Origin of the sequence: Microbacterium testaceum (assembly GCF_006539145.1) — a bacterium.
Lineage (GTDB): Bacteria > Actinomycetota > Actinomycetes > Actinomycetales > Microbacteriaceae > Microbacterium > Microbacterium testaceum.
Genome location: NZ_BJML01000001.1, coordinates 301,819 through 321,227, shown reverse-complemented (window position 1 = coordinate 321,227; position 19,409 = coordinate 301,819). Strand labels below are relative to the sequence as shown.

At 71.0% G+C, this 19,409-nt stretch carries 17 protein-coding genes; 6 read left to right on the top strand and 11 right to left on the bottom strand.

Annotation, left to right across the window (positions count from 1 at the left end; all coding sequences use genetic code 11):
• Window positions 1-28: 28 nt before the first annotated feature.
• The 6 genes from MTE01_RS01615 to MTE01_RS01590 all read right to left on the bottom strand — a co-directional run bounded on the left by MTE01_RS01615 (window position 29) and on the right by MTE01_RS01590 (window position 5,779).
• Window positions 29-1,132, bottom strand: a complete 1,104-nt coding sequence (locus MTE01_RS01615; RefSeq protein WP_141375351.1) for a glycosyltransferase family protein — start codon at window positions 1,130-1,132, stop codon at window positions 29-31.
• Window positions 1,129-2,592 (bottom strand): LCP family protein, encoded by a 1,464-nt coding sequence (locus tag MTE01_RS01610; protein WP_141375349.1) that lies wholly within the window; start codon window positions 2,590-2,592, stop codon window positions 1,129-1,131. Before MTE01_RS01610 ends, MTE01_RS01615 begins: the two co-directional genes overlap by 4 nt.
• Complete coding sequence (gene purE / locus MTE01_RS01605) at window positions 2,589-3,056, bottom strand: 5-(carboxyamino)imidazole ribonucleotide mutase (RefSeq protein ID WP_141375837.1); 468 nt, start codon at window positions 3,054-3,056, stop codon at window positions 2,589-2,591. The genes MTE01_RS01610 and purE overlap by 4 nt, the downstream gene beginning before the upstream one ends.
• A 107-nt stretch (window positions 3,057-3,163) precedes the next feature.
• Entirely contained in the window at window positions 3,164-4,297 is a 1,134-nt protein-coding gene (locus MTE01_RS01600; protein ID WP_141375347.1) for a 5-(carboxyamino)imidazole ribonucleotide synthase, read from the bottom strand.
• A gap of 82 nt (window positions 4,298-4,379) precedes the next feature.
• On the bottom strand, window positions 4,380-4,937 hold the full coding sequence (locus tag MTE01_RS01595) for a PH domain-containing protein (protein WP_103206528.1): 558 nt from the start codon (window positions 4,935-4,937) through the stop codon (window positions 4,380-4,382).
• A 59-nt stretch (window positions 4,938-4,996) separates the two neighbouring features.
• Window positions 4,997-5,779, bottom strand: coding sequence for a biotin--[acetyl-CoA-carboxylase] ligase (locus MTE01_RS01590; protein WP_116238888.1), 783 nt, complete (start codon window positions 5,777-5,779; stop codon window positions 4,997-4,999).
• A gap of 158 nt (window positions 5,780-5,937) precedes the next feature.
• On the opposite strand from MTE01_RS01590, the gene MTE01_RS01585 reads away from it, so the two are divergent.
• Together MTE01_RS01585 and MTE01_RS01580 are read left to right on the top strand one after the other, a co-directional pair.
• The gene (locus MTE01_RS01585; protein WP_371861583.1) at window positions 5,938-7,527 is read left to right on the top strand and encodes an acyl-CoA carboxylase subunit beta; all 1,590 of its coding nucleotides are present in this window, start codon (window positions 5,938-5,940) and stop codon (window positions 7,525-7,527) included.
• Window positions 7,524-7,760 (top strand): acyl-CoA carboxylase subunit epsilon, encoded by a 237-nt coding sequence (locus tag MTE01_RS01580; protein WP_116238532.1) that lies wholly within the window; start codon window positions 7,524-7,526, stop codon window positions 7,758-7,760. The genes MTE01_RS01585 and MTE01_RS01580 overlap by 4 nt, the downstream gene beginning before the upstream one ends.
• Window positions 7,761-8,087: 327 nt before the next feature.
• On the opposite strand, the gene MTE01_RS01575 is transcribed toward MTE01_RS01580, so the two are convergent.
• The 4 genes from MTE01_RS01575 to MTE01_RS01560 are packed head-to-tail and all read right to left on the bottom strand — an operon-like array spanning window position 8,088 to window position 12,356.
• Window positions 8,088-9,122, bottom strand: a complete 1,035-nt coding sequence (locus tag MTE01_RS01575; protein WP_141375345.1) for a hypothetical protein — start codon at window positions 9,120-9,122, stop codon at window positions 8,088-8,090.
• A complete protein-coding gene (locus tag MTE01_RS01570) occupies window positions 9,119-10,375 on the bottom strand; it encodes an ATP-binding protein (protein WP_246077937.1) in 1,257 nt (418 codons plus the stop codon). The genes MTE01_RS01575 and MTE01_RS01570 overlap by 4 nt, the downstream gene beginning before the upstream one ends.
• The gene (locus tag MTE01_RS01565; RefSeq protein WP_103206532.1) at window positions 10,368-11,036 is read right to left on the bottom strand and encodes a response regulator transcription factor; all 669 of its coding nucleotides are present in this window, start codon (window positions 11,034-11,036) and stop codon (window positions 10,368-10,370) included. The genes MTE01_RS01570 and MTE01_RS01565 overlap by 8 nt, the downstream gene beginning before the upstream one ends.
• A 60-nt stretch (window positions 11,037-11,096) precedes the next feature.
• Window positions 11,097-12,356 (bottom strand): class I SAM-dependent RNA methyltransferase, encoded by a 1,260-nt coding sequence (locus MTE01_RS01560; protein ID WP_141375343.1) that lies wholly within the window; start codon window positions 12,354-12,356, stop codon window positions 11,097-11,099.
• Between the two features lie 75 nt (window positions 12,357-12,431).
• Between MTE01_RS01560 and MTE01_RS01555 the strand changes: the two genes are divergently transcribed.
• Entirely contained in the window at window positions 12,432-13,079 is a 648-nt protein-coding gene (locus tag MTE01_RS01555; RefSeq protein WP_141375341.1) for a Maf family protein, read from the top strand.
• 77 nt (window positions 13,080-13,156) lie between these two features.
• Complete coding sequence (locus tag MTE01_RS01550; RefSeq protein WP_103206535.1) at window positions 13,157-14,923, top strand: ATP-binding protein; 1,767 nt, start codon at window positions 13,157-13,159, stop codon at window positions 14,921-14,923.
• A gap of 373 nt (window positions 14,924-15,296) precedes the next feature.
• Here MTE01_RS01550 and MTE01_RS01545 read toward each other — a convergent pair whose 3' ends face one another.
• Window positions 15,297-16,757, bottom strand: a complete 1,461-nt coding sequence (locus MTE01_RS01545) for an NAD(P)H-quinone dehydrogenase (RefSeq protein ID WP_174799621.1) — start codon at window positions 16,755-16,757, stop codon at window positions 15,297-15,299.
• A gap of 108 nt (window positions 16,758-16,865) precedes the next feature.
• Here MTE01_RS01545 and MTE01_RS01540 point away from each other — a divergent pair, with 108 nt between their 5' ends.
• Both MTE01_RS01540 and MTE01_RS01535 read left to right on the top strand, forming a co-directional pair.
• Entirely contained in the window at window positions 16,866-17,699 is an 834-nt protein-coding gene (locus MTE01_RS01540) for a purine-nucleoside phosphorylase (protein ID WP_141375339.1), read from the top strand.
• Window positions 17,696-19,381 (top strand): phospho-sugar mutase, encoded by a 1,686-nt coding sequence (locus tag MTE01_RS01535; RefSeq protein WP_141375337.1) that lies wholly within the window; start codon window positions 17,696-17,698, stop codon window positions 19,379-19,381. The genes MTE01_RS01540 and MTE01_RS01535 overlap by 4 nt, the downstream gene beginning before the upstream one ends.
• Window positions 19,382-19,409 lie beyond the last annotated feature (28 nt).

The window sequence follows — 19,409 nt, the reverse complement described above, 5'->3', positions numbered from 1 at the left end:
GGCTCCATAGTAGAAGCCGCCGTCCGCGTCACAGCTCTGCGTGCAGCGCCCACACCCGCTCGGCCGAGGCCCGCCACGCGAATCCCTTCGCCCGGTCGCCGGCCAGCACGCGCAGGCGCTCGGCGTCCTCACCCACGGCGCGGGAGAGAGCGGCACCGAGCCCGTCGGAGGGAGCGAGAGCGGCGGCATCGGCCAGCACCTCGCGCAGCACGGGGGTGTCGACGGCGGCGATGGGGACACCCACCGTGAGGGCGTCGACCGCCCGCCACGGCCAATCGGCCCGGGTGCACGCCGTCACGAATGCCGTCGCGTGCGAGAGCACCGCCGCACGGTCCCAGCGGTCGAGGGAGCCGCGGGCGTGGACGCGTCCCTCGGCGAGGCCGGCGGCGGAGGCGAGGTCGGCGATGGCCCGTTCGTCCCCCTCGGGAACGTCGAGGACGACGACGTCGCCCTCCCAGCCCGAGTCGACCACGGCGGAGAAGGCGACGTCGAGGGCGTCGGAGGCCGCGCTCCCTCCGGCGGCGACGACGAAGGTCTGCGGCAGATCGAGGGCGCGCAGGCGCCCCACCGCGTCCGACGGCACGCGCAGCCCCGCGGCGGGGGCACCGCCGATCACGCGAACCTTCTTCACGAGCTTGGATTTCGCGACCTCCGCGAGGCGCTCCGCCATCGCATGAGTGGGGACGATGACCGCGTCGGCGTGCTTACCCACCCGCGACAGCAGCGCGCGAGCGGCGAGGACCTCGGCCTTGGGCAGCTCCTCGGGGCTCTCCCACGCCCGGAGATCCCACAGGGTCACCACGATCTGGTGCGTCTCGTTCACGCGATCGTGTCGGACGAGAGGCGCCAGCGGGGTCGGCGAGTGGATGAGTCCCTTGCCGATGCCGGGAGCCACCCCGAGCTGCCAGGATGCCGCGAGCTCGCGGCGGCGCATCGACAGACGCGTCTCGGAGCTGAGACCCGCGATGGCCTCATCGTCGGCGATACCCGGCGAGGGCACGATGGCACCCACGTCGCAGCCCCGGGGGGCGGTGGCGATGAGGGCCTCGGTCAGCGAGGCCGAGGCCTCGGCGAGGTCGCGGGAGGTCGGGGCGACGAGCTGGTCCAGCACGACGCGCAGGGTCACGGTCACGAGGAGGGCGCCTCCGTCTCGGTCGGCGGGTGCAGCTTGTCGTGCACCATCTTCTGCACCTGGGCATAGTCCGGGTCGAACTCGTCGACGCCGCCCGCCGGCGTCAGCTCGAGCGTTCCGACCGGCTGGTCCTTGGCCTTGAGAGCCAGGTTCACCAGGGTCGGGGCGATGAGCCCCTGGGGCAGGTCGGTCTGGACGATGTTGGTGCCCGCGGCAGCGACATCCTGGAAGTGCGTGAGCACGTTCTGCGGGGTGGTCTGCGCGAGGATGGCCTCCTGCAGCTCGCGCTGGCGGCGCATGCGGTCGAAGTCGCTCGTCGTGTAGCGCGAGCGGGCGTACCACTGCGCGGTGTCGCCGTTCATGTGCTGCTGGCCGGGCTCGACCCAGCCGAAGGCCCAGTCGTCGACCGGCTGGCCGTCGTAGGCGGGACCGCCCTTGGGGAGACGCTCCTTGACGTCGATGTCGACGCCGCCCAGCGCGTCGACGAGGTCGGCGAAGCCCTTCATGTCGATCAGCACGTAGTACGGGATCTGGATGCCCATGATCCCCTCGGCGGCATCCTTCGTCGCCTCGATGCCAGGCTCGGACCCCTGGGACACCGCGTTCGGGTAGAGCGTGTTGCCGTCCTGGCACACCTCGACCTCGGTGCGGAGCTGATTGATTCCGCTCCCCCAGCCGCAGGTCGCGTTCGCATGGCCGGTGTGACCGTCCGGGTACTTGTCCTGCATGGGTCCCGGCGCGAACGGGAAGTGCGGCATGTCGCGCGGAATGCCGGTGATGGTGGTCGCGCCGGTGTCGGCGTTGATCGAGACGACCGAGATGCTGTCGAAGCGCATCGAGTCCCGTCCCTCACCGGAGTCGGCGCCGAGCAAGAGGATGTTGTAATAACCGTCGGATGGCGGCACGACGGGTGCCGATTCCGCGAAGAGCTCCGAGAAGGCGTCGCGCGTCGTCCCGGCCGCCTGGGCCGCCCACGCCGCCCCCGATCCGGAGAGCACGAGGAGGGCCACGGAGAGGATCGCCATGGCCACGCGAGACAGGGGCCCGACCTTCACGAGTCGAACGAGTCGCAGCGTGTCGATGGTCAGCACGACCCACAGCACGACATAGCCGACGAGGGCGATCTGCACGAGGGTCAGCGGCAGGGGGCGGAACCACGACAGGAAATCGGGGATGAACGACCCGGTGGCCAGCGCGAACAGGCCGCTGGGCATGAGAAGCGCCCCGAGGCCCGTGAGCACGAGGATCGTCCACATCGCCAGGGTCGCTCCGAGACCGAACCGGCCCAGCCGCCTGTTGCCGGCCAGCACCTGGGCGGATCCGGGAAGCAGGAAGTTCAGTGCCACGAGCCACCACCCGCGGCGCGTCATCACGGGCAACGACGTGGCATCGGGGTGGCGCATCGGACGCTGCTCGACGACGTGCGCCCTCGAGCGGGGGCGGGCGGCCGCGAGCGTCATAGGGAATCCTTCAGACGTCGGTTCTTCTCCTCGACCTGCGCCTCGAGGTCACGTGCATACGCCTCGACGCGCTCAGCGAGGTCGGCGTCGGCGCTGCCCAGGATCCGGGCCGCCAAGAGGCCCGCGTTCTTGGCCCCGTTGATCGAGACGGTCGCGACGGGGATCCCCGCGGGCATTTGCACGATCGAGAGCAGCGAGTCGAGGCCGTCGAGCGTCGCCAGCTGCACGGGGACGCCGATGACGGGGAGGGCGGTGACGGAGGCCAACATGCCCGGGAGGTGCGCGGCACCGCCGGCCCCGGCGATGATGGCGCGCACACCGCGCGCACGCGCTTCACGGCCGTAGCGGACGAGCTTGTCGGGAGTGCGATGGGCCGAGACCACCTCGACCTCGTGCGGGATGCCGAACTCGGTCAGCACCTCGCTGGCGGCGTTCATCACGCGCCAGTCGGAGTCGGAGCCCATGACGACGCCGACCACGGGCGTCTCGGAAGAATGCAGCGGCCGGGTCACCGGTCCAGGGTAGGTCGACTCGCTGGAAGATCTCGGAACGGCGCGCTCACTGGCCGCGCTCAGTCGAAGAACGCGGCGGCGGCGCGACCCTCGTAGACGACGTCGTCGAGGTCGCTGCCTGCGACGTTGACGTGCCCGACCTTGCGGCCCGGGCGCGGGGCCTTGCCGTAGGTGTGGATCTTCGCGGAGGGGTGCGCGGCCATGGCCGCGGCGAAGCGCTCGTCGAGCGTTCCCTCGGTCGGACCGCCCAAGACGTTGATCATGACCGACCACGGGGCCACGGCATCCGTCGATCCGAGGGGCAGATCCAGCACCGCGCGCAGGTGCTGCTCGAACTGGCTGGTGACGGCGCCGTCCTGTGTCCAGTGGCCGCTGTTGTGCGGGCGCATGGCGAGCTCGTTGATGAGGATGCGCTCATCGCTCGTCTCGAAGAGCTCGACGGCGAGCATGCCCGTGACACCGAGCCCCTCGGCGACGGCGACGCCGATCTCGGCGGCCACGCGCTGTACGCGCGCGTCCGCGCGAGGAGCGGGGGCGACGACCTCGGCGCACACGCCGTCGCGCTGCACGGTCTCGACCACGGGGTAGGCGCGGACCTCGCCCGAGGGACGCCGGGCCACCTGCTGGGCGAGTTCACGCGTGAAGTCGACGAGCTCCTCGACCAGCAGCGAACCCCCGTTGCCGTCCTCGGAGAGAGCGGCGAACCAGTCATCGGCTTCGGTCGCCGCCGAGACCACGCGCACGCCCTTGCCGTCGTATCCGCCCCGCGGCGTCTTCACGACGGCACGACCGCCATGAGCGTCGAGGAAGTCCTGCAGCTCGGATGCCGTCGAGACCGCCGCCCAGTCGGGCTGCGGGAGTCCGAGTTCGGCCATCTTCGCGCGCATGACCAGCTTGTCCTGCGCGACGCCGAGGGGTGCGGGACCGGGGTGCACCGCAACGCCGGCATCGACGAGGGCGGCCAGCACGTCCTGCGGAACGTGCTCGTGGTCGAAGGTGATGACGTCCACGTCGCGGGCGAAGGCCAGCACCGTCTCGGCGTCGCGGTAGTCGCCGACGGCCGTGGCGGCGAGCGCCGCCGACATGCCCTCGTCCTCCGCGAGGACACGGATCTCGATCCCGAGCTCCACGGCGGGCGCGATCATCATCCGCGCCAGCTGTCCGCCACCGACCACTCCGACTCGCAGCGCCATGCCGCTCCTTCCGTCGGCATCCATTCTGTCTGGACACCCGCGGGGACGCGAGCCGGGTACCGGGGTGACGCGAGGTCGGTGCTCAGACCCCGCCGACGGCCCCCGAGCCGAAGGTCTGCGCGTCGCGGTGCGCGAGGATCTGGTTCACCTCGACCTGATCGACGAGCGTCTCGTGCACGAGGACCGCGTGCGGGATGTTCTTCATACGCAGCGCCGGCTCCACGCCGTTCGACAGCGAGAGGGTCCCTGCCCCCCACAGCCGCTGCAGGATGCCGCGGCGCATCTGGATCGCGTACCCGCGCACGTGCGAGATCTCGCGGCGGTTCGCCCCGAAGGGTCCCGAGCGCTCGATCACGCGGCGCGTGGTGATGGTCCACGTGTGCGACAGCCACACCGCATACGGGATCACCACCAGCAGCAGCACGAGCACGCCCGCGGCCGTCAGCAGCATCCAGTTCTCGTACGGCGCCGGCAGGTTGTCGTAGAAGTACGCGGTCGCCCCCGCGACGCCGATGAGCACGAGGGCCGACCAGAAGAGTCGCCGCGCGTGCGAGCGCAGGCGCGCGATGCGCAGTTCGGGCGCGGCCGTGCCCGGCGCCGGCGTGCGCGGGCGCCCGATCGAGTTCGACGGCTGGGTCACGCTCTCATTGTGCGACGCGCGGGCCCGGTCGCCCCGGTGCCACGCGGAGCGCGGCACCGTCAGCGCACGTGGACCACGTCACCGGCCGAGACGACGGTCTCGATGGTTCCGGACTCGACGACGAGCCGACCGTCGCGGTCGAGACGCGCGGCGGTGCCGTGGAGCGCCGAACCGTCGGGCATGGCCACGGTCACCTCTTTGCCGACCGTGGCGCACAGCTTCTCGATCTCGTGGTGCACGCGCTCGACGTCGTCGTGCACGAGGCGCGCGAGGGTCTTGCCGAAATCGTCCAGATAGTCGGCGAGCAGCCGGTCATCGTCGCAGTCCGCGCCGATCGCCGCGAACGAGGTCGCGGTCGTCACCGGGAGATCGGCTCGGCTCATGCGGGTGTTCACCCCGGCCCCCACGACGACGGTGTCGGGGGCACCGGGGACGACCTCGGCCAGGATGCCGCAGATCTTGCCGCCGTCGACGAGCACGTCGTTCGGCCACTTCAGCTCGGCCGTCCCACCGTGGCCCGTGAGCTGGGCGCCCACGGCGCGGGTCATCGCCGCTCCCGCAGCGAGCGGGATCCAGCCGCGCTGCTCCGCGGGGATCATCGTGGCGTCGACGACCACCGAGACCGCGAGGGCCGTCCCGGCCGGGGCGGTCCAGGTGCGGTCGAGGCGCCCGCGCCCGGCGCGCTGATCGTCGGTCACCAGCAGCGAGAGGTGCGGCCAGCCGGCCGGGTCGGCCGTGACCGCGGCGATCACGTCGGCGTTGGTGGAGTCGGTCGTCTCGACGACCTGCACGCGGGGGCTGTGGGCGGCGGCTCGGGGGTATCCGGCGGCGGGGATGGGCATGAGCACACCCTAGGGAACGGGTCCGCTCCACGGCATCCACTTGCGTCCATCGCTGCCGGGATGCACGCGGAGGGATAGGCGGATGCCACAGCGCCCCGCGCATTCGCTTGTGCGCACCCTCCAACGCGGGCGGCGATGCGATCGCTAGGGTGGAAAGCGTGACCGACCAGCCCGATCTCTTCACCACCGCCGGCAAGATCGCAGACCTCCGCAGCAGGTTCCAGGAGGCGGTCGTCGATGCCGAAGCCGCCGCACGCGACAAGCAGCACGCGAAGGGCAAGCTCACCGCCCGCGAGCGCCTCGAGATGCTGGTCGACCCCGGCTCCTTCGTCGAGCTCGACGAGTACGTGCGCCACCGCACCACTGCCTTCGGCATGGACAAGTCCCGTCCCTACGGCGACTCCGTCGTGACCGGAACCGGTACGATCCACGGCCGCACCGTCGCGGTCTACGCGCAGGACTTCTCCACGTTCGGCGGTTCTCTCGGCGAGGTGGCCGGCGACAAGATCATCAAGGTGATGGAGCTGGCTCTGCGCAGCGGCATCCCGATCATCGGCATCCTGGACTCGGGCGGCGCCCGCATCCAGGAGGGCGTCGTGGCGCTCGGCAAGTACGGCGAGATCTTCCGGCTGAACACCGCCGCCTCGGGAGTCATCCCGCAGATCTCGATCATCATGGGCCCGGCCGCCGGAGGAGCGGTGTACTCCCCCGCCCTCACCGACTTCGTCATCATGGTCGACAAGACCAGCCAGATGTTCGTCACCGGCCCCGACGTGATCAAGACCGTCACCGGCGAAGACGTCGGCATGGAAGAACTCGGCGGAGCCCACACCCACAACACCCGATCGGGCGTCGCGCACTATCTGGCCGACGACGAGGACGACGCGATCGACTACGCGCGGGGCCTCATCAGCTACCTCCCCGACAACAATCTCGCCGAGATCCCCGTCTACGACACTCCCTTCGAGTTCGAGACGACGGATGCCGACCGCTCGCTGAACACGGTCATCCCCGACTCCCCCAACCAGCCGTACGACATCCACACCGTGATCGACGGGATCGTGGATGCCGCGGAGTTCCTCGAGGTGCAGCCGCTGTTCGCGCCGAACATCGTGATCGGCTTCGGCCGCATCGAGGGGCGTACCGTCGGCGTCATCGCCAACCAGCCCTCGCAGATGGCCGGCACGCTCAACATCGACGCGGGCGAGAAGGCGAGCCGGTTCGTGCGGTTCTGCGACGCGTTCTCGGTGCCGATCGTCACGCTCGTCGACGTGCCCGGGTACCTCCCCGGCACCGACCAGGAGTGGACCGGCGTCATCCGCCGCGGCGCCAAGCTGCTCTACGCGTATGCCGAGGCCACCGTGCCGCTGGTCACCGTGATTTTGCGCAAGGCCTACGGCGGCGCGTACATCGTGATGGGCTCCAAGCAGCTCGGGGCCGACATCAACCTCGCGTGGCCCACCGCCGAGATCGCCGTCATGGGCGGTCAGGGTGCGGTGAACATCCTCTACCGCGGCGAGATCAAGCGCGCCGAGGAGGCCGGCGAAGACGTCGCCGCCGTCCGCACGCGCCTCGCGAACGAGTACACGTACAACGTGGCATCCCCGTTCCTGGCCGCCGAGCGCGGCGAGCTCGACGGGATCATCGAGCCGGCGCAGACCCGCGTCTCGATCGCCAAGGCACTGCGGGCCCTGCGCAACAAACGCGCCAGCCTGCCCGCGAAGAAGCACGGGAACATCCCGCTGTGAGCGACGCCCTCGACGCCGACGCCCCCCGCCCATTCGTGGCGGAGGTCGTCCGCGGCACGCCCACCGAGGAGGAGTTGGCTGCAGCGATCGTCGTGGTCGGTGAAGCGTACGTGCGCGAGGTGGCCGACGCCACCGTTCCGGACGACGTTCCGCGCTCACGCTGGGAGCTGTCGGCGCGGGGTCTGCGGACCCCGCTGAACCGCACCGCGGGGTGGCACGGTTTCACCGGCTGACATCCGTACGGAATGTCCCCCGAAATACCTACAGACGACTCGGGGACACTGCCGAATACTGGAGGAGCTGGAACGCATCACGCGTTCGGCCGGACCGCTCCTTAGAGCCGGATTCGGCCGCGCGGACGGTTTTCGGGTAACCGTTCGCACGGGTGAGGGGCAGGCGCATTCGCCGCCCCTCACCCTCATCTCTTCCCCCGCGGAGGGCATGGCAGCGTCGACGGACCCCCCTCACGTCGTCGCCGCCGGCCGCGCGCACGGTGCCGCATCGACCGCCGGGTCGGCGAGTCGTCCGTTGTCGGCGAAGGGGCGCGCCTCGGATGGCGGTCAGCGAGGGCGACGGATCTCGCGCCAGAGATCGACCTGGTCGTCGTCTCCCCCGGCGCTGCCGGCGGCGGAGCGACCCACGATCGTGACGGCGATCTCGTGGTGCGGCGAGGTGCGGATGATCACGCGTTCCGACAACGCCTCGCGCAGGATCTCGGCCAGCTCGGCGCGGATGCCGTTCAAGTCGGCGGCGCCGAGCCCCTCGAGGCCGCCCTCGTCGAAGAGGCTCACCGCGGAGCCGCGGCGGCGTGCGGCGTCGATCTCGGCGCGGACGCCGTCGTCGAGGAGCCGGTTCCCGCGCAGTTCGTCGCGCAGGCTCGCCTCGGCGCGCCGGGCGGCCTGCTTGTCCGCGGGGCGCAGGTTGCCGCCGTTCTCGATCGTGCGGGCCAGGATCGGCCCCGCCGCCTGGAGCGCCCGCTGGACGTGGAGTCGACGCTCGCGCTGACGGCCGCTCTGCGAGGCCTGCCACGCGGATGCCGCCTGCTGGAGCTCGGCGAGGCGCTCGGCGTCACGGGCCGCACGGTCGAGGGCGATGGTCACCAGCTGCGCCGCCGTGACCCAGACGATCGAGCCCACAAGACCGAGGCTGAGCGCCTGGAGCGGCCCGAGCCAGAACGAGGTGGAGACCGCCAGGATGAGCATTCCGATCCACGCGACGATGGGGCGTCGCCGCACCATGACGATGGTCATGAGTGCACCGATCCCGCCGATCACCCAGGTGACGAACGGCTGCGTACGACCGGCTTCGGTCACGGCGAGGAACGACGCGTTCGAGACGACCACCGCGACGATGAGGGCGAGGGCGACGCCCCACGCGGGAAGCCGTGCCCGCGTCCCGGACGAGGACTGTCCGCGCCGGTCGCGCGCGCCGATCGCGAAGATCCACAACCACGTCACGGGCAGATAGATCACCAGGGCCGCGACGATCAGCCATCCGCGCACGACGGTCTCCGGCGAGGTCCAGATGAGGCCGCGCGCGGCGAGATAGGCGGTGAAGGCGAGACCGATGACCGACAGGATGGAGCGAACGGTCACCAGCGGTCACCGCTCTCCCACTCGAGGGTCACGGTGGTTCCGCCAGCGTGCGAGTCGATCTCGCTGCGACCGCCGACGGCTGCGAGACGGGCGTTGATCGAACCGCGGATGCCGAGACGGTCGGCCGGTATCGAGGCGATGTCGAAGCCGGGTCCGGTATCGCGCACGCGCACCGAGACGCTTCCCGGAGAGGCGTAGCCGGTCAACTGCACGGTGAGCCCCTGAGCGTCGGCGTGCTGGACCGCGTTGGCGACCGCCTGCATCGCCGCGAGCACGAGAGCACGCGCGATGCGGCCCGGCACGTGCGGGGTGCCCTCGTCGACGTGGCGGATCACGGTCAGATCGACACCGAGGTCCTCGGCGGCCGCTTCGATGTCGTCGGCCAGTCGCAGGGCGGACACGGGTTCGTCGCTGCCCTCGAGCGAATCCTTCTCGGCGTTGGCCAGTCGCGTGAGCGCCTCGCGCGCCATGCTGACCGCGAGGGTGCGCTCGCGAGGGGTGGTCGCGCGGTCCGCCGCGAGCAGAGCCCCCAGCACGCTGTCGTGCATGAGGGCCGCCACGGCGACGCGCTCGTGCTCCGTCGCGGCGGTCGCGGCAGCCGCCGCGTAGCTCGACACCGCCGAAGCGCGGGCCTGGTCCACGTTCGCGGCGATGGAGCGGTACATCCAGCCGAGGGTCACCAGGACGCTGCCCAGGATGAGGGCGAACGAGACGTCGAGGGCGATCGGAACGAAGAACTCGCTGCGGCCACCGGCCTGCAGCAGGCGGACCACGCCGAACAGGAGTGGGGCCGCGACCGTCCACGCGATCTGCAAAGAGAGGGGAAAAGCGACCACGGTCGCCACGGTGGCGACGTTGATGAGGTAGAAGATCCAGGGATTCTCGGTGGGCACCGGTGTCGGGCCGCCGGATGTCGCGATCGGCCAGAGCGCCAGGGCGAGCAGGAAGACCACCGCGAAAACGCCCGAGAACACCCGCGCGAACCGGCCCACGGTACAGGCCACGATCATGGCCATCAGGGGGACGAAGACCGCGAGGACGAGGGGCGTGTGCCATCCCGCGGCCTCGTCGCCGAGGCCGAACGCGGCGACGAACGCCTGAAGGCCCAGCACGAGCGAACCCGGCCCCACGATGAGCGTGATGACGCGCTCGATGCGCGTCTGAGTGAACGCCCCCTGCTCCGCCTGCCCCTCACGCGTGTGCGGGATGCGTCCCCACGCCTCGTCGAGCACGGACCGGCGGGTGTCAGCCATGGCCGGGAGCGCCATCGGGTGCGTCCTGCAGGATGCCGTCTTCCATGGCACGGCGCAGCAGATCGACCTTGGTCGGTGCCGGGCGCCCCACCTCGACGTACTTCACGCGGACGCGGGTGATGTTCTCTTTGGCGGTGGAGTAGGCGACACCCAGTCTGTCGGCCACCGCCTTCAACGGGAGGCCGGCGGCGTACAGGCGAAGAACCTCTCGTTCGCGGGTCGAGAGCTGCGCGTCGGCGAACTCGCGATCGCCCTCGACGGCGCTGGCCCACTCCACGTTGTCGAGCACCTCGCCGCGGGCGACGGTACTGATGGCACCGAGCACCTCGTGCGTCGGCGACGACTTGCTGACGATCCCCGCGGCACCGGCGGCGAGCGCCTCGCGCACCGCGGCGGCGCGGTCGGCGACGCTGTGGATGATCACGCTCGAACCGTCGCGGACGACGCGGTCGACGTTCTCCGAGACCGTCGTCCCGTCGCCGAGCGTCAGATCGAGCACGACGACGTCGGCGGGAGTCGCCGCCGCAGCCCGGCGCCACGACAGGTACGAGGCCACGTTCGCACCCGAGAAGACGACCTCGGTGGCTTCGGTGCGCGCGAGCGCGGCCTCCAACCCGAGTCGGACCGACTCGTGGTCATCGATCAGGGCGACGCGCGTCATTGTCACATCGTATCGGCGCGGGGGCGTGCGGAGCCGGAAGCGATGTCGCGGTCCGGCGCGTCAGCGGCGCAGGACCGTGACGGCCTCGACATGATGCGAGTTCGGGAAGAGATCCACGCCCCGGATGCCGCGCTCCGCCCGATAGCCGAGTTCGGCGAACAGCGCGAGATCACGGGCGAGGGCGACGGGATCGCACGCGACATAGACGACCGCCGAAGGAGACAGGGCCGCGATACCCTCCACGGCCGCGCGCCCTGCACCCGCACGCGGCGGATCCAGCAGCACGACACCGCGCGTGAGGCGTTCGCGTTCGCGCTCGGAGGCACCGGCGGCGAGGTTCTGCACATACCGATCGACCCGGGACGTCTCGGCGCGCGCGCCGACCCACTCGGCGAGGTTCTCTCCGGCGTGCTCCGTCGCGCGGGGATCCGACTCCACGCTGACGACGCGCGTGGACGCCCCGCCCAGCTCGCCGAGGGACGCGGCGAAGAGGCCGACTCCGCCATAGAGGTCGAGGTGCGTCGCCTCGGGGTCGAGTTCGCCCAGGGACGCGGTGAGTTCCGCCTTCACGAAAGTGGTCAGGGTCTGGGCGGCGAGGCGGTGCACCTGCCAGAAGCCCCCGGCGTCGACGCGGAAGACGCGCTCGCCCACGATTTCGTCGACGACCTCGGGCGCGGCGCTCGAGCGCTCGCCGTCGGGCCGCGCGAGGACCCGGACGCGTCCGTCGGCGGGCTGGACGAGGTCGATGCGCCCGGGTCGTGCCGCCGCGCGCACCTCGGCGGCCGCACGGGCGACCGCCTCGGTCGCGAGCGGCAGGTCGGGCGTCTCCACGACGTGGTGCGAGCGTGCGGCATACGCACCGACACGGCCCTGACCGTCGACGTGCAGGCTCACACGGGTGCGCCATCCCGTTCCGTCGGCGGTCTCGGGGTGATCCGCATCCCCGGCGGGACGCACATCGATGGGCAGCTCGAGGCGCCCCACGCGCTCCATCGCCTCGCGCACGACGCGCTCCTTCAACGAGCGCTGGTGCGACAGCTCGATGTGGCCGAACTCGGCACCGCCCACGCGCTCCGCGGGATCCACGTCGATGTCGGCCGAACGCCACACGTGCGGGCGTCGCTCGGGCGCGGCATCCACGACCTCGACGGCCTCGGCGCGCCAGAAGGCCTTCTTGCGCGTATCGGTCAGCCGCGCGCGGACGCGTTCGCCCGGCAGGGTGTCGGAGACGAAGACAACGCGCCCCTCGTGCCGGCCGACGAACACACCGCCGTGGGCGATACCGGTGATGTCGAGTTCGATGAGGTCGCCGTCGTGCATGCTCCGAGCCTGTCACATGCGACCGGGAGCGAGCCGGGCGCCATGACCGGGCCCGCGCGTCGGTAGCGTTGTCGCATGCGCGTGTGTCTGGCATCCACCTCTCCGGCCCGTCTGATGCTGCTGCGGCAGGCGGGGATCGAGCCCGAAGCGCGCGCGCCTCAGGTTGACGAAGAGGCCGCGGTCGCCGCGGTCGAGGCCGCCGAGGGGCGGCGGCTTCCCGCGGCGGAGCACGTGCTGCTGCTCGCTCGCCGCAAGGCCGAAGACGTCGCGCGCCGACTGCACGCGGAGGAGCCGGACTTCGACGGATTCGTCATCGGGGGCGACTCGATGTTCGCGCTCGGCGACGAGATCCTCGGCAAGCCCTACACGCCGGAAGCCGCCACCGCCCGCTGGCTCGACATGCGCGGGCGCACGGGCGTGCTGCACTCCGGTCACAGCGTGTTCCGCCTGTCCCCCGGCAGCGCACCGCGCGAGGCGCACGCCGTGGCGGAGGCCTCGGTGACCTTCGCCGGCGACGTCGACGAGCACGAGATCGCCGCCTACGTCGCCAGCGGCGAACCGCTGCTCGTGGCGGGGGCCTTCACCGTCGACAGCCTCGGGGGCGCCTTTATCGAGCGTGTCGAGGGCGACCCCTCCACGGTGGTCGGGATGTCGCTGTCGACCGTCCGGGGCCTCGTCCGCGAGCTCGGCGGTTCGTGGACCGCACTGTGGAACCGTTCGTAGACTCCCCCACACGTTTTTCGGCGTTTCTTGTCGAGGAGGGTCAAAAGCCGGGGGTGCCCCCTCGATAGGCTGGGAGGATGCCGAAGATCGCCAAGGTCCTTGTCGCCAACCGCGGCGAGATCGCCGTCCGAGTCATCCGCGCCGCCCGTGATTCGGGGAAGGCTTCCGTCGCCGTCTACGCCGATCAGGACCGTGACGCCCTGCACACCCGTCTCGCTGACGAGGCGTACGCCCTCGACGGGTCGACGAGTGCCGACACCTACCTGTCGATCGAGAAGATCCTCTCGGTCGCCCGCCGCTCCGGCGCCGACGCCGTCCACCCCGGCTACGGCTTCCTCGCCGAGAACGCCGACTTCGCCCGCGCCGTGATCGGTGCCGGTCTCGTGTGGATCGGCCCCTCGCCCGATGCCATCGAGGCCCTCGGCGACAAGGTGACCGCTCGCCACGTCGCCGAGAAGGTCGGTGCACCGCTGGCCCCCGGAACCCCCGGGCCCGTGTCGGGAGCCGACGAGGTCATCGCGTTCGCCGAGCAGGTGGGCCTGCCCATCGCCATCAAGGCCGCCTACGGCGGTGGCGGACGCGGCCTCAAGGTCGCCCGCGAGCTCGACGAGGTCGCCGAGATGTTCGAGTCGGCCACGCGCGAGGCCGTGGCCGCCTTCGGGCGCGGCGAGTGCTTCGTCGAGAAGTACCTCGACAAACCGCGCCACGTCGAGACCCAGTGCCTCGCCGATGCCGCGGGAAACGTCGTCGTCGTCTCGACCCGCGACTGCTCGCTGCAGCGCCGCCACCAGAAGCTCGTCGAGGAAGCCCCCGCCCCGTTCCTCACCGACGACCAGAACGCCGTGCTCTATGCGGCATCCAAGGCCATCCTCACAGAGGTCGGCTACGTCGGTGCGGGCACCTGCGAGTTCCTCATCGGCGCCGATGGAACCATCTCCTTCCTCGAGGTCAACACGCGTCTGCAGGTCGAGCACCCGGTGTCCGAAGAGGTCACGGGCATCGACCTCGTGCGCGAGCAGTTCCGCATCGCCGAGGGCGAGGAGCTCGGCTACGACGACCCCGCCCCCGTCGGTCACTCGATCGAGTTCCGCATCAACGGCGAGGACCCGGGCCGCAACTTCCTCCCCCAGCCCGGCCCCATCCACGTCTTCAAGACGTTCGGCGGCCCCGGCATCCGCCTCGACTCCGGCGTGACCGCCGGTGACAGCGTCTCGGGCGCCTTCGACTCGCTGTTGGCGAAGATCATCGTCACCGGTCGTGATCGCGCAGAGGCCCTCGAGCGTGCGCGCCGCGCCCTCGACGAGTTCGAGGTGGCCGGCATGCCGACCGTGCTGCCCTTCCACCGCAAGGTCGTTCGCGACCCCGCCTTCACCGCCGAGACCGGCGAGTTCGGCGTCTTCACCCGCTGGATCGAGACCGAGTTCGTTAACGACATCCCCGCGTGGGACGGCGAGCTCGAGGCTCCCGCCGCTGCCGCCGGCCGCCACACCGTGGTCGTCGAGGTGGCCGGCAAGCGTCTCGAGGTGAGCCTGCCCGACCGGATCACGGCCGCGGCTCCCCAGGTCGGTCGCCCGGCCGCCGCTCCCCCGACGCGCCGTTCGCACGGGGCCTCGCCCGCCGCCGGCGCCACCGGCGACGCGGTCAAGTCCCCCATGCAGGCCACGATCGTCAAGGTGGCCGTCGAAGAGGGTCAGCAGGTCGTCAAGGGCGACCTGGTGGTCGTGCTCGAGGCCATGAAGATGGAGCAGCCGATCCAGGCCCACAAGGACGGCACCGTCGCGAGCATCGATGCGTCGGCCGGCACCACCGTCGCCGCCGGTCATCAGTTGCTGCTGATCAGCTGACGTCGCGTTCCGATCGACCGGCGCCGCGCTCCCTCGGGGGCGCGGCGCCGTCGTTCGTCTCCGCCGTCCTCCCCGCGCGCCCCACCCACGCATAAACGCGATCCACACGCGTAAACGCGAGTAGCACGCGTTTCCACGCGCAGAAAGCGTTTATGCGTCGACCACACCCCGCGGGACGAAACCCGGGCGACGGATGCCGCGAGCCCACGGCATCCGGAACGCCGAGTCCTCCCCGCGCGCCCCACCCACGCATAAACGCGATCCACACGCGTAAACGCGAGTAGCACGCGTTTCCACGCGCAGAAAGCGTTTATGCGTCACCGAAACCCGCGCGACAGCGACCGGGCGACGGATGCCGCGGCATCCGGAACGCTCAGTCCTCGCCGGGGTCGTCGCGGTCGACGATGTGCATGGCGCGGGCGGCGTCGGTGATGCTCGAGGTGAGCGAGGGGTACACCGCGAACACGCGCGCGACCTGGTCGACCGTGAGACGACGCTCGACGGCGATCGCGATCGGGTAGATGAGCTCCGACGCCTTGGGCCCGACGATCACGCCGCCCATCACGGTGCCGCTGCCCTCGCGCGCGATGAGCTTGACGAAGCCATCGGTGATGCCCTGCATCTTCGCGCGCGGGTTCGCCGACAGCGGGAGCTTGCGCACCACGCCGGCGATACGGCCCTCGGTGACGTCTTGCTCGCTGAAGCCCACCGTGGCGATCTCGGGCGCCGTGAAGATGTTGGCCGTGATGCGGCGGGTCTCGAGCGGGATGACGATGTCGCCCAGCGCGTGGAAGATCGCCTGGCGCCCCTGCATCGACGCGACGGATGCCAGGGGGTAGAAGTTCGTGCAGTCGCCCGCGGCGTAGATGTTGGGCACCGAGGTGCGCGCGACGCGGTTGACGCGGATGTGACCCGACGGGGTCATCTGCACGCCCGCCTGCTCCAGACCGAGGCCGGCGGTGTTGGGGATCGAGCCGACCGCCATGAGGCAGTGGCTGCCCTCGATCGTGCGTCCGTCGGCGAGGGTGACGACCACCCCGTCGCCGGTGTTCACGACCGAATCGGCCCGCGCCTTCGACAGCAGCGTCATGCCGCCGCGCTGGAAGACGCGTTCGAGGACGGCCGCGGCATCCTGATCCTCACCGGGGAGCACCTGGTCGCGGCTCGACACGAGCGTGACCTTGGCGCCCAGGTTCATGTAAGCGGAGGCGAACTCCGCCCCCGTGACACCCGAGCCGACCACGATGAGGTGCGACGGAACCGACTTCATGTTGTAGAGCTGCGTCCACGTGAGGACGCGCTCGCCGTCGGGCTGGGCCGAGGGAAGCTCCCGGGGCGAGGCACCGACCGAGACGACGAGGGTCTCGGCCTCGATGCGATCGAAATCCGTGCCGCCGGCCTCGGTCGAGACGACGACGGCGCCGTTGCCATCGAGTCGGCCGTGGCCCGAGATGATGCGGACGCCCGCTTCGAGGAGCGAGGCGCGCATGTCGTCGGACTGCTGCCGGGCGAGGGACAGCAGACGCTGATTGACGGCGGCGAGGTTGATCGCGACCTCGGGGGTCAGGGGCTTGCCCCGGTCGTCCTTGGCGAACAGCTGCACGCCGAGGCTGCTGGCGTTGCGGATGGCGACGGCCGCGTCGGCCGTGGCGATGAGGGTCTTCGACGGCACGACGTCGGTGATGACGGCCGAGCCGCCCACACCGGCGCGCTCGACGAGTGTCACGTCGGCGCCGAGCTGAGCCGCCGACAGAGCGGCCTCGTACCCGCCGGGGCCTCCGCCGACGATAGCGACGGACTGCTTGCGCTCGAAGCTCTGCACCATGGCATCCATTCTGTCAGCGCTGGGCGGATGCCGATGCGCCGCTCAGGCTCACCCGACACGCTGAACACGGGCGTGTGCCGTCTGGCCCGCGGGCTCCGCAGTTTCTAGAGTGGGGGAATGTCCAACAGCACTTCTCACCCGCTCGACGACCCGGCGGTCGACCCGTTCGAGGTCGCCACGGCCGCAGCGGCCGACATCGCCCGCCTCTCGGGCGTCGAGCACCACGACATCGCCGTGACCCTCGGGTCGGGCTGGGGCCGCGCCGCCGAACTCATCGGCGACGAGACGGCGTCGTTCCCGGCCACCGAGGTCACCGGCTTCAGCAAGCCCGCTCTCGAGGGGCACGTCGGCACGCTCCGCAGCGTCCGCACCCCGGGCGGGAAGAACGTCCTCGTCATCGGCGCTCGCACGCACTACTACGAGGGCCACGGCGTCCGACGGGTCGTGCACAGCGTGCGCACCGCGGCAGCGACGGGCGCGACCACGATGATCCTGACGAACGGCGCCGGCGGCATCCGCGAGACGTGGAAGCCGGGCCAGCCCGTGCTCATCAGCGACCACATCAACCTCACCGCCGACTCGCCGCTCGAGGGCGCGACCTTCATCGATCTGACCGACCTGTACTCGAAGCGCCTGCGGGATGTCGCTCGCTCGATCGACCCGACCCTCGATGAGGGCGTGTATACCCAGTTCCGCGGGCCCCACTACGAGACCCCCGCCGAGGTGCAGATGGCCAAGACCATCGGCGGACACATCGTGGGGATGTCGACCGCCCTCGAGGCCATCGCCGCGCGCCAGGCAGGCATGGAGATCCTCGGCTTCTCGCTCATCACGAACCTCGCCGCCGGCATCCAGCAGACGCCGCTCAGCCACGAAGAGGTGCTCGAAGCCGGCCGCGAGGCCGAACCCGTCATCTCGGCGCTCCTCGCCCGCGTGATCGGCGCCTTGTGAGCTCCGTTCTCGACGCGGCCCGCGCCTGGCTCGCCCAGGACCCGGATGCCGAGACCCGCGGTGAGCTCACCGACCTCATCTCGCGGGTCGAGACGGGGGATGCCGAGGCCTCGGCCGACCTGGACGACCGCTTCTCCACGCGCCTGGCGTTCGGCACGGCGGGGCTCCGGGGAACGCTCGGCGCCGGCTCCAACCGGATGAACCGCGTGCTCGTGGCACAGGCCGCCGCGGGCTTCGCGGCGTACCTGATCGAACGCTCCTCCGGCGCGACGCCGACCGTCGTGGTGGGTTACGACGGACGCCGCAATTCCGACGTCTTCGCGCGCGACTCGGTCGAGATCTTCGCCGGAGCGGGACTGAATGCGATCCTGCTCCCCCGCCTGCTGCCGACGCCGGTGCTGGCCTTCGCGGTGCGCCACCTGGGCGCCGACGCCGGTGTCATGGTCACCGCGAGCCACAACCCGCCCGACGACAACGGCTACAAGGTCTACCTCGGCGGCGACGACCAGGGGGCGCAGATCGTCGCGCCGGCGGATGCCGAGATCGCGGCGCACATTCAGCGGATCGCCGACGAGGGGAACATCACGACCCTCCCCCGATCGGTGGGGTACGCCAACGCCCCGGAGTCCGTCGTCGAGGCCTACGTCGCCGCGACGGCGGCGGTGGCTCCCGCCCCGGCCGGAGCCGAAGGCCTGAACTGGGTGTACACCGCCATGCACGGCGTGGGATGGGAGACCCTCTCTCGGGTGCTGACCGAGGCCGGTTACCCCGCACCCACCGTCGTCGAGGCGCAGATCCACCCCGACGGGCGGTTCCCGACGGTGGCGTTCCCCAACCCCGAAGAGCCCGGCGCCATGGACCTCTCGTTCGAGACGGCGCGCGCCGTCGACGCCGAGCTGATCATCGCGAACGACCCGGATGCCGATCGCCTCGCCGTCGCGATTCCCGACGCCGACGCCGAGGGCGGATGGCGCCGGTTGACCGGCAACGAGATCGGTCTGCTGCTGGGGTGGCGCGCAGCCGGTGCTGCGGCGGCGGCGCCCGACGCCTCGGCCGGGGTGCCGGCATCCCTCGCCTGCTCTCTGGTGTCGTCACCGGGGCTCCAGGCGGTCGCCGAGCACTACGGTCTCGACTTCCACTCGACCCTCACGGGGTTCAAGTGGATCTCGCGGGCTCCGGGAATGGTGTTCGGCTTCGAGGAGGCTCTGGGGTACCTCGTGAACCCGGGTACGGTGCGCGACAAGGACGGCATCTCGGCCGCCGTCGCGCTGCTCGAGATGGCGGCGGACGCACGCGGCCAGGGGCGCACGATCGCCGACCTGCTGCAGGAGTTTCGTGAGACGTTCGGCGCGTTCGCCAGCGACCAGATCTCGGTGCGCGTGACCGATGTGAGCGAGATCGCCGGGATCATGGCGTCCCTTCGCGCCCAGCCGCCCGCCGTCGTCGGCGAGATCGCGGTGTCGCACGTCGACGACCTGCTCCGCGGGGTCGACGGGTTCCCCCCCGGCGACGTACTGCGCCTGTGGCTCGACGACGGGTCGCGGCTCATCGTGCGCCCGAGCGGCACCGAGCCGAAGCTCAAGCTGTACCTCGACGTTCGCGGGTCGTCGGCGAAGAAGGCGCGCCGTCGGCTCGAGGCGCTGCGCGCCGGTGCCGACGAGCTGCTCGCGTCACGACGGTGACCCTCTCTGATCCCGCGCCCGTCGAGGA

Excerpts from the sequence above, each read along its gene's own strand:
- MTE01_RS01610 (WP_141375349.1), bottom strand. The coding sequence starts at position 2,592 with ATGACGCTCGCGGCCGCCCGCCCCCGCTCGAGGGCGCACGTCGTCGAG.
- purE (WP_141375837.1), bottom strand. The coding sequence starts at position 3,056 with ATGGGCTCCGACTCCGACTGGCGCGTGATGAACGCCGCCAGCGAGGTG.
- MTE01_RS01600 (WP_141375347.1), bottom strand. The coding sequence starts at position 4,297 with ATGGCGCTGCGAGTCGGAGTGGTCGGTGGCGGACAGCTGGCGCGGATG.
- MTE01_RS01590 (WP_116238888.1), bottom strand. The coding sequence starts at position 5,779 with ATGCCCATCCCCGCCGCCGGATACCCCCGAGCCGCCGCCCACAGCCCC.
- MTE01_RS01570 (WP_246077937.1), bottom strand. The coding sequence starts at position 10,375 with ATGGCTGACACCCGCCGGTCCGTGCTCGACGAGGCGTGGGGACGCATC.
- MTE01_RS01565 (WP_103206532.1), bottom strand. The coding sequence starts at position 11,036 with ATGACGCGCGTCGCCCTGATCGATGACCACGAGTCGGTCCGACTCGGG.
- MTE01_RS01560 (WP_141375343.1), bottom strand. The coding sequence starts at position 12,356 with ATGCACGACGGCGACCTCATCGAACTCGACATCACCGGTATCGCCCAC.
- MTE01_RS01555 (WP_141375341.1), top strand. The coding sequence starts at position 12,432 with ATGCGCGTGTGTCTGGCATCCACCTCTCCGGCCCGTCTGATGCTGCTG.
- MTE01_RS01550 (WP_103206535.1), top strand. The coding sequence starts at position 13,157 with ATGCCGAAGATCGCCAAGGTCCTTGTCGCCAACCGCGGCGAGATCGCC.
- MTE01_RS01545 (WP_174799621.1), bottom strand. The coding sequence starts at position 16,757 with ATGGATGCCATGGTGCAGAGCTTCGAGCGCAAGCAGTCCGTCGCTATC.
- MTE01_RS01540 (WP_141375339.1), top strand. The coding sequence starts at position 16,866 with ATGTCCAACAGCACTTCTCACCCGCTCGACGACCCGGCGGTCGACCCG.